This window comes from Candidatus Methylobacter favarea (genome assembly GCF_902806695.1).
Taxonomy (GTDB): Bacteria; Pseudomonadota; Gammaproteobacteria; order Methylococcales; family Methylomonadaceae; genus Methylobacter_B; species Methylobacter_B favarea.
The window spans coordinates 15,763-28,060 of sequence record NZ_CADCXN010000083.1; the positions used below are offsets into that span (position 1 = coordinate 15,763).

Here is a 12,298-nt window from a genome sequence, read left to right on the forward strand (position 1 = left end):
TACTTTCACAAGTGCGCGGGAATTAATAGTGAGGGGCGACATTTTGTGCCGAAATATAAGCGGCCAACGACGAAACGGAAGCAAAAATCTTCCCCACATCTTCTTTTTCCGCATTAATTTTTACGTTATATTTTTTACGGATAGCCAGCCCTAATTCCAGGGCATCTATGGAATCCAGCGCCAAACCGCCGTCAAAAAGCGCTTCGTGACTATCTATATCAGCTATGCTGAGGTCTTCCAAATCCAGCGTATCAATTATTAATTGTTTTAATTCATTTTCCATAGTGCTTGTAGAGGTCTCTCTGTTGAGTAAAATAATCCTGTAAATATTGATTAAAGCGCCGGACAGCGATTGATTTCGGGCTTGTGTTGATAAATTCATCCAGCGCAATATCGTCCCCCACATGCATTGCCAAATGAAAGCGGCGGTCAGGAATCTGATACCATTGCTCGGCTTTTGCCAGGGTGGCGGGATAACAGGACAAGGTGACAGGCGTTACAATTTTGTTAGCCTGCAACGCGATTGCCGCGGCGCCCCGCTGAAAACGGCAAGGCTTGCCCGGCACTGATCTGGTTCCCTCCGGAAAGATGATCATTGAGCCGCCTGATTGCAGCCAGTTGACACACTCGGCTATCATTTGCCCGGGATCGCCGTTACTGATATAGCCGGCATTTAAAATAGGCCCGCGCATAAAAGGATTATGCCAGAGCTTTTCCTTTACAATGCAGTTTGCCTGTTTGATCCGGCTGATCAGGAAAACTATATCAACCAGTGTGGGGTGATTGGCGACTATCAGTTGTCCGGGACGGTTAAGCTTTTCCAGGCCGGTTATTTCATAAGTCATAACGCCGATTTTGTGCATCAGCCCTATAAAAACATAAAAGCTGTAATGCACAACTTTTTGTCCGCGGCTTACCTTTTGCAAGCGGCTGCCGGGCAGGATGGATAATACGGGGAAAACCAGAATCCACAACAGCAGGCCGCCCGCGCCGAAGCTGAAAAAACTGAATCCTGTTGCAAAAAGCCGCCAGGCGTACATTAATTTTCGGCTTATAGTTTGTCCCATCGCCAGCTATGCCCGTGATGACCCAAACTTAACGATCGATCTTCCCCAAGAAGAAACTTTAAAAAAGCCAGTAATTGTATGGGATGCTCGCCGTCATCACGGGATTGCGCTGAACGGCAAAATTGCAAAGGCAAGCCATTTCCTATTAAAGCAAGCCTTAGCGCCAGTGCGCAAGTAGTTTGTGCATTAAGATTAAACGGCGAAATCGGATAAAAGTCAGCGATAGGCTCATCGTATAAAACCAGCAGCACTTCAGCAGCGCCTTCCTGCAAAAGCCCGAGCGCTTCAATAAAAGCCGGTGCGATACCTTCAAAGCCTGGAGCAATAACGGTAATTTCCATCTGATTAGCATAGGCTATGGAAAACAATCCGGCTATGGCATTGTGGACAGAAAGGCTGAATGCCGTAGGCGAAATCTCCTCGGCGGACTGAATGGCTTTGAGGATATCCAGGGATTTACAAATCTCACCATGAGCAGAACTGAACACGGCTGATAGCTTTTCTCCGGCGGCAAGACAGCCATCAGCCGCACTAAAAACAGCCTTGGCCAATGGACTTAACCGGCGCTGAAGCATTTTAGGAACAAAGGCGGGCGCTGCAGGATTAGAGCCTTGTCCGGTTTGTAGTCGTGACTGCCAGGCGCTCGGGTCATCCGGCGAGTTGAAGCCGGGAGCCCAGGCATTCCAATTAGAGATAACAAAATCGGCGATCATGAGCCGGGGTAGTATAGTTGTTCAATGCATTAAGGCGAGCCGCGGCAACGCTGAAATAAGACTATTGTTCAATCCGCTGGTGCGGATTGTTCAGGCTATGATTGCTTTTTGCCCAGGTATCAATAAGTTTTATTTTAGCAAAATTAATCATCCTCTTCGTAAAAGCTCTTCGATTATTACTTCGCCTCATGAACTTATGAACTTATGAACTTGTGAAAACTTTTAAATTGTTGCGTCGCAGGTATAATTGGATTGATGAAGAATTTAAATTTTTCCTCTCTTAAAGTCATTAAAAGTTAGCGGCTTATGCCTTATCACGGTTAAATCCACGGTAATCAAAGGGTGGAGTAATAGTGAAATACGCAATAAACTAAATGCCGGAACTCAGATTTTCATATATTTTATCCGGTGATGGTTTTATTTTAATTTCTATGCAAAACGCTATCCTGTCAAAAAACAAGCCTGCCGATACGGATAGCCTTGCCGATGAATAAACCGGCAGTTACTCGTAACCAGGAGCCAGACAATGCCAAGGCCGTAGTAAAGCGCAAGCCCGGGCCGCGTTCGCCGAGGCCGGCAGCCCGAAAATCGGCAAAAGCCCCGCCACCGCTCCAAAGCAACTTCAGGCGTAAACTGCTGCTGATTTCTCTGGAAGTGCTTGGCCTGGTGATAACGGCTGTATCAACCATCATGTTCATGCTGGGTTATTCCGCGAACTGGTTTTCCGGCACCAGTTTTTTTGGCAGTTTGTTACCTTTCGCAATCGGTGTATTGGGATTAATTCTGATAGTAGCCGGGTTTTTGATAGGCTGGTGGAAACTTAGAAAATGGCTGCAAGACGACGCCTTGATATGGCTTCCGTTTATGTCGATCAGCCTGGCGCTGATTATCGGCTGGTTTGTCATACAGGATGAGTTTACTCTGGCATTCGGAAACTTTCGCACGCTGGTCGGCGGCAAGCAGGAAGCCAGCCGTGTTACCCTGGCTCATCAGGTATACGCGGCTTACCGCCGTTACAAATCATCCCAACTACAGCGTTTGGTAAGCCGCTCCATCGAATATAACCCCGTGATAGAGGAGGCGGCCCGGGCCTACGGAATTAATCCCAATCTCCTGCAGGGCATTGCCGCCGCCGAGTCGTCATTCATGCCGCGAGACAGCGGCGACGGCGGCCGCGGTCTTTTTCAAATTACCCTGGTGCCGAAAGCCATCATGAACCAGGTCAGCCGGCGTCTCGATGTGGACAAGCCGTCATTGCTTAATTCCCGGCACAATGCCTTCATCGCCGCCGCCACGCTGAAATATTATCTGCGGCAAATGAATAACGATCTGTTTCTGGGCTTGCTGGCCTACAATATTGGCCCGGCCAACGGCGGGCTGCGATTTATCATGCAACAGTATGGCGCGAACGATTTCGTGACCATACAGCCTTATCTGCAGGTACTGCCGCGGGATTATCCCATCCGGGTTTTATCCTATTCGCTGGCTTTCAGGATATGGCAAAAAGAAGGAAAATTGCTTGCCTATGAAGAAGGCAATAACGCCATTCGCATACAACGCCTCGGCATACCCGGCCTGTAAAAGGCTTAACAGGCTTGGCCCGCATGAATATAAAAAATAAAAGCTTTTCAGCAGACATCAAGCTGTGTCTATGCATATTGATGATCATTCCCAGCCAGGCAGGCGGTTGAACCCAGGCATTTAGACGATTAATTCCTTTGCAAGGCCTGGAAGCCTGTCGAAGAGCCGCCGGCGCAGAACTGACGAACCGGTCAATACACTGATTTTTCAGCCGGAATTAACGATAGGCTGGCTATGGAAATTACTAATTGCAACGCTCTTATGACTAAAGCAAAATGCCTCGATACTGTAAAAAAGAATCGTAAGAATGAGTTAAAGCAATGATTCTGCAAGCCCTTCATTCCCGCCTATCGGCCAGCCCGCTATCCTTGCAGGCTGAACAGCTGCCGGGAATTTAGCTCTTCTGTTCATTAATTATCGTTGCTGCCTCCAGCGGTAATAAATTTTCCTGTCATCACATTCCCAACTGGAACGCTGGGTTCCGGTTTTGGTCATGCGCAATTTGCAATGATGCTCAATTTTGAATTGCTCCCAGTTGGAATCGTCGACATTGGCGCTGAAATAGAGCCTTGATAGTATGACAAGCACGATAATGAACCAGCACGCAAGCAATGCATTAAGGGGATTGCTGCGTATGAATTGTCCGATTTTTGCTGCCCTGTCTTTTAGTTTCATATAATGCCTGTTAGATGGTTAATAATAATTGAAAGGTTCCGGTAAGTGCGGTGCGGCGAGAAAGTATCACGTTCTCAAATTGTCATTTAGATTACAACATTATCAAGCCCGCTGTGATAGCTCCCGATAAAGTGCTTCCGATCACGAACGTGGGGGCCCGCGGCAGCCGATAGTCCAAAGGCCATGCCTAATTGGAAAGAATTTTGCAGCCTTACCTCTTCATTGGACCGGAAATCACGCGTATTTCGCCATAACAGAAAGGCAACCGGGTCAGTGTAAATGCTCATTACCAGCAGCGCCGGGAGCGGTATCCGGAACCATGCCGGATTCATAACCAAGGTCAGCAGAAGTGCGGGCGTAAACATCGTGGCGCAAGCTGTTGAATCCCGGGCGCCGGCCCAATTTCCATGCCTGGATAGTGCGGCAGTAACCTGGGCAGATCAAGGGCAGCGGCTGTAGAAGATGCTAATCCTCCTAATGCGCCGGGCAGCACCGGCCCATGCTGATTACCGACTATCCAGAGGGCCAAATAGCCAAGATAGGAAATACCTGCAATCAGCACAACCAGCCGCCAGATATGATAGGGATTAAAGGCGGCCCAGGGGCCATAGCCCTGATCGGGCAGTATCGGGAAAATAACGACCGAGATCAGCAACAGTTTCAGGGTGGCATACAGTTCATGCTGCTCCAGCTTTTTCAGCCAACCTTGAAGCCGTGGCTTAAAGCCAAGCAGTGAGCTAATGACTACGGCGCCGGCAGAAGCGATCGCGATATGGCCAAAAACAGTTAAGGCGCCCAAAACAAAAGTAATCAGCGATGCAATAATTCCGGTGATACTGAAATCCTGAAATTTGTTGAGGCTTTTACTGTAAGCAAGCAGCAAAACTGATGTCAGTCCCAGAAAAGCAAAACCCATCAATACTGGATCAATCTGCCGGGCCAGTATGCCCCAAAGTCCGCCCAGCAAGCTAATAAGTCCATAAGTACGCAGCCCGGCAACGCCCATACCTTCATCCAGGTCACGGGCGCGCCGGCCCCGCTCCATACCGATAAGCAAGCCTATGGCAGCGAGATTGCCAATACCTTGAAGCTTTCCAATTCAGTCATTTGCCTCTGCGATTATTTTGTTTATTGCTGAACCTAGTGTCTTTTTCAAAGACCGGCCAGGGAAGATAGCCAGTCCAAGCTCGTATTTCTCCAAGTCCTGATTATTTCCAGATTAGCTATTTAATCTTAAATAAAAGCTACCATTTCACTGTGCGCCAAGACCATTCAACAAAGCCTGTTAATCCAAAACCATGCCTCAATGCCTGATGTTCGTGATCTGGCCGAGTATTTTAGCTTCTGATCGACGAAGCCTCATCAGGCGTCAGGCTAGAAAACAGCTTTAAATTTGCTATAAGATTGTCGGAACAAGAGTATCCACTATAGAATGGGAATCATGTACCAACAAATTGTAATAATGTTACCCGGAAGGAGTTAGGAATGCTGAGTAAAATTATTGAAAAATTAAGGCAAGGCGCAAATAAATCCGGTAAAGCTTATTTAGTTAAAGATTTGGTGGCAGATAGAAAAATTTTACTCATCCTGGAATCTCCTCATAAAGATGAAATAGAACATGAAGCGCCGCTGGCAGGGAGAAGTGGAAAATCGGTAACCAAAGTATTAAAGGATGTTTTATCTATAGATGAAGCCGATAAAGACATGGCCTTCGGGAGGCTGGTTAAGGCAGGAAAAGTGAAAAAAATTGGCCTGATGAATATTTCAAATTTACCTTTGCAAATGACTGCCTATGATTATGAGGCTTTTTGTCCTGAGCTTCGTAAAGTACTGGGAATTTTTGAAACCATCAGAAGCAACCCCAAAAAGAGGGCTGAAAAACCGGCCAATGATGATATTAACAAGATTATTGATATCTTGAGCGATGACTTTAATCGGCGAATCGCCTGCCTTGATGACAATGTCATCATTATATTATGCGGGAACTTCGTGCAGACTTTCTGGAAGCACTATGTAAAAAATCATTTTCCGGCAATTATTGAAGTTCCTCATCCTTCCTATGGAAATTGGGAAAAATCAAGGTATAGCCGGCAGATTAAAAATATTATCGAGATTATTAAATAATCCATCAATAAATCAGTGACTTTATTGTCTGCTACTCTCGTTATGCCGGATAAAGTGTTATAACCCTGTAAAAATGAACAATGAATAAAACGATTTTAGTAACCGGTTCCAGTCGCGGTATAGGCAAGGCCATTGCGTTATATTTGGCCGATCAGGGCTATGATCTTGTCATCCACTGCCGCAGCCGGCGAGAGCAGGCCGAACAAGTAAAGGCGGAGATTGAACAGCTAGGCCGGGCCGCCCGGATATTACGGTTTGATATTGCCGACAGGGCGCAATGCGCGGCAGAGATAAACCGCGATATTGAAACTCACGGGGCTTATTACGGCGTGGTCTGTAATGCGGGAATTACTGCCGATAATGCATTTCCATCGCTAACAGGCGAAGACTGGGATAAGGTTGTCCATACTGATCTTGACGGCTTTTATAATGTTTTACATCCGGTCATCATGCCTATGGTAAGACGGCGCAAGCCCGGACGAATTGTTACGCTGTCTTCCGTGTCCGGGCTAATGGGCAATCGCGGACAGGTTAATTACAGCGCGGCAAAGGCCGGCATTATCGGCGCGACGAAAGCATTGGCACTGGAGCTTGCGAAACGTGAGATTACCGTTAATTGCATCGCGCCGGGGCTTATTGATACGGAGATGGTCAGCCAGTTGCCGCTGGATGAGATTAAAAAAATCATTCCCGCACGCAGAGTAGGCAGTCCCAGGGAAGTTGCGGCGGCCGTAGCATTTTTAATGTCTGACGATGCCGGTTATATAACCCGGCAGGTTATATCGGTAAATGGTGGTCTATGTTAACAAGGCGGGTAGTTGTTACCGGCATGGCCGGTATTTCACCGATAGGCAATGACTGGCCGCAGGTTTCCGCACGGCTTAAATCCCGCTCTACCGGAATTCAAATCATGCCGGACTGGGAAAAGTATAAAGGCCTGAATACCCGCTTGGGGGCGCCTGCAGATTTTTCGAAACCGGAGCATTATTCCCGCAAAGAAACCCGTAGCATGGGGCGGGTGGCGTTAATGGCTACGTATGCTACTGAATTGGCGCTGATCGATGCCGGTCTGTTAAATGATCCTTGTCTTAAAAGCGGCAAAGCCGGCATTTCCTATGGCAGCTGTGCAGGCAGTTTCGACGCCATCGCCGATTTCGGGAATATGCTGCTAAACCATACTACCAACGGTCTTAACGCAACGTCTTATATCAGGATGATGGGGCATACCGCGCCAGTTAATATCGGTCTGTTTTTCGGCATCAATGGCCGGGTTTATACCACATCAAGCGCCTGTGCCTCGGGCAGCCAGGGCATCGGCTATGCTTATGAGGCAATCAAATACGGGCATCAGACACTGATGGTGGCCGGCGGTGCGGAAGAACTTTCCGCTTCCGAAGCGGCGGTATTTGATACCTTGTTTGCCACCAGTATCCGCAATGAGACGCCGGATAAAAGTCCCCGGCCTTTTGACCGCGATCGGGATGGTCTGGTAATAGGGGAGGGCGCCGGCACTTTGATACTGGAAGAGCTGGATCATGCCCTGGCTAGAGGAGCGCATATTCATGCAGAATTGACAGGATTCGGCACTAATTCGGATGGTCTGCATGTCACGCAGCCCGATAGCGGCAGTATGCAGCGCGCCATGTGTCTGGCTTTGCAGGATGCCCGCCTGGAAGCTTCCGACATTGGTTATATCAGCGCGCACGGAACAGCTACAGGCCACGGCGACATAGCCGAAAGTCATGCGACGGCGGCGGTATTCGGGTCACATGTCCCGATAAGCTCGATGAAAAGTTATACCGGCCATACATTAGGCGCATGCGGGGCTCTGGAAGCCTGGGCTACGATTAATATGATGAATGAAGGCTGGTTTCATCCTACCGTTAATCTGGAAAATATCGATAGCGCCTGCGCGCAACTGGACTATATTAAAGGGGATGTTAGGAAACTGGAGTGCGACTATGTCATGAGTAATAATTTTGCTTTTGGCGGTATTAATACTTCCTTAATTTTTAAACGTTGGGATTAACTCAGTGTCCCTTACCAACTCTCAGGAAAAATAATAATGATAAAAAAAGTTGCTTTACTATTGATTTTGTTCATGATGATGACAGGATGTACTACGACAGGGCATTTTAAAGTGCCCGAGGGCGCTGATCTTTATATTTATAAAAGGCCCCAGCCGGTTGAAGTTAAACCGAATGGCGAAGTAACGACTAAACCATTTTTCTGGACGGCCGCCGGAATTCCGCCTCATGGCGGCATACCCTACCGTCTGGAAAAAGATGGAGATGTACTTAAAGAGGGGAGATTAAGGGCAAAATTTCGCGTAGTTTCAATCTTCTGGCCACCCGCCGCTCTTATCTATTGGCCGATGGGTTTTAATCCGGATATAACCTACGATTTGATAAATGACACACAGGAATAATTTATAAAATTCTGGATTTGATCTGGCGATCGCCAAAAGTAGTTTCAACTGCATTTAACATTCCTGTTTCAGCTCGACCCCAGCGGACACCCGTTCTAATGAATTTGCCGGTCCAGAGCGAATCTTCAAAATTGATGAGGCTAAGCAATCAAGCTCTCTTGTATGAGCATTCGTTCTGTTTGGCATGACGGCCTGCGCCGGCTATTTGGCTGAAATGAGCAAGTTTTGAGGCGGGTCGCCATCAAGCTTCAAAATATCTTTTGCTGCTTGTTGGGATATATATTTTTGCCAGGTTTTTATATCAGGTTCCACTGATAAAGAAATCACACTACATTCCTTATCCGTCTTTTTTCCTGTTGTCGTGTCTAAATAAAACCCGGATTTGAAAGATTCCATACCTGGATATATCAGCGCTACTCGCTTTGCGTGATAATATCGATGATAGATATACATCTGCCGCAAATCATCCGGGGAAGGATTGCAGCCATTCAGGTTTTTCCATTTCGTATCCAATACTACACAATTTTCTTTATCCTTATTAATAACAATATCAGCTCTGATTGTTGACCTATTACCTGTCTCAGTTTGCCAAAAGAGTTTGGAAGATTGAGCGGTAATGGTTGTGCCTGGTTTTTTATGTTTACGCAAACTAACGTAAACAAACTTCTCCCACAGCATGTTCATATCAAACATCAACGCCAAAACGTTATGTCTTCCGTTTATTACATCAGGATGGTATCGCAATAAAAGTAATTGAGCGATACCGATGGCTTTTTTATAAGCGTATGTTTTTCTATTAAAAATAAGTTGTTCGAAAGTTGCCTCGGAAACTCTCATATCGGGCATTTCAGGAAAATGAAGCAACAAAACGCCAATGCGGCTATGCAAGGCCGTATTCGTATTTATCTGTTTTAGCAAACGGATGGTTTTATAGAGAATAAAGTGCAGTTTATGTTCGACATCGTAGGTAGTATGACGAACATAAAACCGTTCCTGATGCGTAAGATTTTGCTGAATATGCTTGCCAAACAGCAAACAGCCTTTTAACGCGGTGACATTCCCTTCTTTCTTGCGGTATTGCTTAATTAAGCCATTGTGCAGCAAATACTCTACTTCTTTGATAAAGAGCGCAAAATATAGATCAAGAATAGAATTGGATTTTAATTTTAAAGAACTGTTACTCGGCGCATGGATGTCAAATATACCCACTGCAGAAAGCATATGAACCAAAATATCACGCCACGTGGTTATATCATTTGTTGCGGTTGGCGATTTGTCGGCTTTGGGTAAAACTTCAATTACAGCATTCCCTACCTGAATAACGCCTACGTATTCATTAAAGCGGACGCCATTATTTATTAACGAAAAATAAGGAACTCCTTTTTCGCCATAATATTTTTGCAAGGCCGTAAGATCATTTTCATCAAAAATTACGCTACCAATTTTTTGTTTGAGTATGAGGGACTGATGCTCAAAAACGGTGATAAGTTTTCTGTTATTCATCAACTATTTCTATTTTGTTTAGTAAACAATTGATAGCCTTAATAAAATCTTTATTCGAAACTTTAGCCATATCCTTAAGTTGATAAAGGGTTCTTTCTGCAAATTCGCCTGCATCGCCATCGGCAAAATCTGCGAAGATATTTTCTTTAGTTTCATCTCTTTCAACAAATTCTTTGCCTAACACCAAACCAATTTTGCCGTAATCGCCAAAGAAATATTCTTGCAGCAAGGGAATGATTTTATTTTGAAAAGTGTTTTTTAAATCATCCATTTTTTCAACAGACATAAAATAGCTATGCCCTATTTGGTGGTCTTTGTCTAATAGCTTCTCAATACGCTTATTGATCGTATTTAGCAAATCCGGCAAGTCAATGCCTTCTAACACACCTTATGATTCTTTCAATTTACCTTCGGTACGGATTAATTCAGCATCAGGCGGCATCTCCACAAAACTGAATCGTCTGCGTAATGCCGCATCCAATGCTTCAACGCTTCGGTCGGCCGTGTTCATTGTGCCGATGATGTATAAGTTAGGAGGCACGCCAAACTTTTCCTTGCTGTATGGCAGCGTAACTTCTAATGCTTCTTCTCTGCCCAAGCGTTTATCATCTTCAATTAAGGTAATTAGCTCTCCGAATATTTGAGAAACATTGCCTCGATTGATTTCATCAATGATAAGGACAAAGTTCTGACTATTATTCTGTGGTTTAGATGAATACTTATATTGTTTTTCTAAATAATTAACTACACCTTTAAAGTAGCCCTCCCAACCAATAAATTTATCTTCGCCGTTAATCTGTTTTTGAATATTTTCCTGAGTTAACGTTCCTTGTTTTTCTTTATTTAAGCCAGTGTGGAGTGTCAGATTGCCATTTGAATTTAAAGAAATTGAAAACTCTTTTCCAGTTGGAGTCTTGATAGCGATCATTTCTTTGTCGCTCAAATCTTTTTTGAGCTGCTCGTAAGCAGATTTAAAGTCAAGCTGATTCGGTGTTTTAGCAGTTAGACATAAATTTTTGAAAATACCATTTTTTATATTATAAATGACTTTATTATCAATTGTTTCAGGCTTGATTCCTTCAATAAAGTCTTCGTAACTCATGCTTTGATGAAAGGTGGTAAATACAATTTGCCCTTCCTGTATCTTGGCATCAAAGATTTCTCTTACTTTCTCCCTTGACATTCCGTTAATGTCCACATCAATAATTTCTAGGGCTTTATTGATGGTGTTATAGGTTTTACCGGTTCCCGGAGGGCCATAAAGTATTTGGTTTAATTTTTTATTCATTGAGCCTGATATTTTCCCTGTTATTGAAGGAGTTGCTTTATCTTCACTCGAGGTATCAATAATGGATTTATCTGAGGAACCCCCTTCATAAACTCTATTATTGTAGAGAGCATCATGATAGGAGGAAAAATTATCGAATTTATATATGCCGTTTGTAGAAATCTCTGTTTTAATTGTTTGAATTCTCTTTACACTATTGCGTTTAATACTTTTACGTTTAAAATTTTCATTTTTTTTAAGCATTTGATCCAGTGTCCATCCTTTCACAGGAATAGTCACTTTTACGGTTTCTGGGAAATTTTCTAAACCAGTTGTTGTGAAAAGCTTAACATTGTCGAGTTGATGCTCGGGATTAATAAGGACAATACGGTCGTTAACCTGAAATTTTTCTTTTAAACCATTGTATTTGTCTATGCCTGATAGTAGGTAGTAACTCACAAACCGTTTTGCTGTTGCATCCTCAATGAGTTGATTAATATTTACTTCTTTAGGATGAATAAAAGGCTGAAAGTTGGCTTTTACTCTTGAAATCAGTTCAGGATATATTTCGTGTAATTGCAGCAATTGGGCATTGGAGCAGGGTATTTCCCGAACATTAGAAAACTCTATTTTGTGTTCATTCCTTTTAATCTGGCTGACTGTTGCAATCAATAATTTCTTATTGGCTATAAAAATGGCATTATCATTGGATTGAAGCTGCCCATACATAGTGTCCCAACGGTTTTCAATTGTGTCCTCCCACAATACCGTTTTGTTGACGGCATCGTATTGCTCTAACTTACTTATCCTTGTCGGTATTGCTAATTAACTATAGATAATCTCATTATTTCTTTTAGCCATCAGAAGCCTTACGGAATATTCCAACATCTTTTGGCACTTGCTGTAGCATTTTGACTTGCGGCGCAACCTGGCAAGGAAA

The 12,298-nt window shown here is 44.4% G+C and carries 14 protein-coding genes and 1 pseudogene; 5 read left to right on the forward strand and 10 right to left on the reverse strand.

Features of this window, described 5'->3' with window-relative positions; genetic code table 11:
• Positions 1 to 22: 22 nt before the first annotated feature.
• The 3 genes from HUX64_RS13405 to HUX64_RS13415 are packed head-to-tail and all read right to left on the reverse strand — an operon-like array spanning position 23 to position 1,780.
• The gene (locus HUX64_RS13405) at positions 23 to 283 is read right to left on the reverse strand and encodes a phosphopantetheine-binding protein (RefSeq protein ID WP_174626726.1); all 261 of its coding nucleotides are present in this window, start codon (positions 281 to 283) and stop codon (positions 23 to 25) included.
• Positions 273 to 1,067 carry a lysophospholipid acyltransferase family protein gene (locus HUX64_RS13410; protein WP_174626727.1) on the reverse strand — a complete coding sequence of 265 codons (795 nt, stop codon included), beginning with the start codon at positions 1,065 to 1,067 and terminating at the stop codon, positions 273 to 275. The genes HUX64_RS13405 and HUX64_RS13410 overlap by 11 nt, the downstream gene beginning before the upstream one ends.
• Positions 1,052 to 1,780 (reverse strand): beta-ketoacyl synthase chain length factor, encoded by a 729-nt coding sequence (locus HUX64_RS13415; RefSeq protein ID WP_174626728.1) that lies wholly within the window; start codon positions 1,778 to 1,780, stop codon positions 1,052 to 1,054. The genes HUX64_RS13410 and HUX64_RS13415 overlap by 16 nt, the downstream gene beginning before the upstream one ends.
• Positions 1,781 to 2,266: 486 nt before the next feature.
• Between HUX64_RS13415 and HUX64_RS13420 the strand changes: the two genes are divergently transcribed.
• Complete coding sequence (locus HUX64_RS13420; protein ID WP_174626729.1) at positions 2,267 to 3,361, forward strand: transglycosylase SLT domain-containing protein; 1,095 nt, start codon at positions 2,267 to 2,269, stop codon at positions 3,359 to 3,361.
• Between the two features lie 414 nt (positions 3,362 to 3,775).
• Here the strand turns inward: HUX64_RS13420 and HUX64_RS13425 are convergent, their stop codons facing one another.
• From HUX64_RS13425 to HUX64_RS13430, 3 genes are all read right to left on the reverse strand, one after another.
• Positions 3,776 to 4,036 carry a hypothetical protein gene (locus HUX64_RS13425; RefSeq protein ID WP_246247025.1) on the reverse strand — a complete coding sequence of 87 codons (261 nt, stop codon included), beginning with the start codon at positions 4,034 to 4,036 and terminating at the stop codon, positions 3,776 to 3,778.
• 86 nt (positions 4,037 to 4,122) lie between these two features.
• Positions 4,123 to 4,401, reverse strand: coding sequence for a hypothetical protein (locus HUX64_RS20140; RefSeq protein ID WP_343034407.1), 279 nt, complete (start codon positions 4,399 to 4,401; stop codon positions 4,123 to 4,125).
• On the reverse strand, positions 4,377 to 5,093 hold the full coding sequence (locus HUX64_RS13430; protein WP_246247026.1) for an MgtC/SapB family protein: 717 nt from the start codon (positions 5,091 to 5,093) through the stop codon (positions 4,377 to 4,379). Before HUX64_RS13430 ends, HUX64_RS20140 begins: the two co-directional genes overlap by 25 nt.
• Positions 5,094 to 5,521: 428 nt before the next feature.
• Here HUX64_RS13430 and HUX64_RS13435 point away from each other — a divergent pair, with 428 nt between their 5' ends.
• The 4 genes from HUX64_RS13435 (at position 5,522) to HUX64_RS13450 (ending at position 8,588) form a co-directional block, all read left to right on the forward strand.
• A complete protein-coding gene (locus tag HUX64_RS13435; protein WP_174626730.1) occupies positions 5,522 to 6,160 on the forward strand; it encodes a uracil-DNA glycosylase family protein in 639 nt (212 codons plus the stop codon).
• Positions 6,161 to 6,240: 80 nt separating this feature from the next.
• Positions 6,241 to 6,966, forward strand: a complete 726-nt coding sequence (gene fabG / locus HUX64_RS13440; RefSeq protein WP_174626731.1) for a 3-oxoacyl-ACP reductase FabG — start codon at positions 6,241 to 6,243, stop codon at positions 6,964 to 6,966.
• Positions 6,960 to 8,189, forward strand: coding sequence for a beta-ketoacyl-ACP synthase (locus tag HUX64_RS13445; protein WP_174626732.1), 1,230 nt, complete (start codon positions 6,960 to 6,962; stop codon positions 8,187 to 8,189). Before fabG ends, HUX64_RS13445 begins: the two co-directional genes overlap by 7 nt.
• Before the next feature lie 36 nt (positions 8,190 to 8,225).
• On the forward strand, positions 8,226 to 8,588 hold the full coding sequence (locus HUX64_RS13450; protein ID WP_174626733.1) for a hypothetical protein: 363 nt from the start codon (positions 8,226 to 8,228) through the stop codon (positions 8,586 to 8,588).
• 201 nt (positions 8,589 to 8,789) lie between these two features.
• Here HUX64_RS13450 and HUX64_RS13455 read toward each other — a convergent pair whose 3' ends face one another.
• The 4 genes and pseudogenes from HUX64_RS13455 to HUX64_RS19790 form a co-directional block, all read right to left on the reverse strand.
• Positions 8,790 to 10,091, reverse strand: coding sequence for an McrC family protein (locus tag HUX64_RS13455; protein WP_217426536.1), 1,302 nt, complete (start codon positions 10,089 to 10,091; stop codon positions 8,790 to 8,792).
• Complete coding sequence (locus HUX64_RS13460; RefSeq protein WP_174626735.1) at positions 10,084 to 10,476, reverse strand: hypothetical protein; 393 nt, start codon at positions 10,474 to 10,476, stop codon at positions 10,084 to 10,086. Before HUX64_RS13460 ends, HUX64_RS13455 begins: the two co-directional genes overlap by 8 nt.
• 3 nt (positions 10,477 to 10,479) lie before the next feature.
• Positions 10,480 to 12,087: an McrB family protein gene (locus tag HUX64_RS13465; protein WP_174626736.1), complete on the reverse strand. Its 1,608-nt coding sequence runs from the start codon at positions 12,085 to 12,087 to the stop codon at positions 10,480 to 10,482.
• A gap of 96 nt (positions 12,088 to 12,183) precedes the next feature.
• Positions 12,184 to 12,298 (reverse strand): annotated as a pseudogene (locus HUX64_RS19790) (IS1 family transposase); the annotation flags it as partial.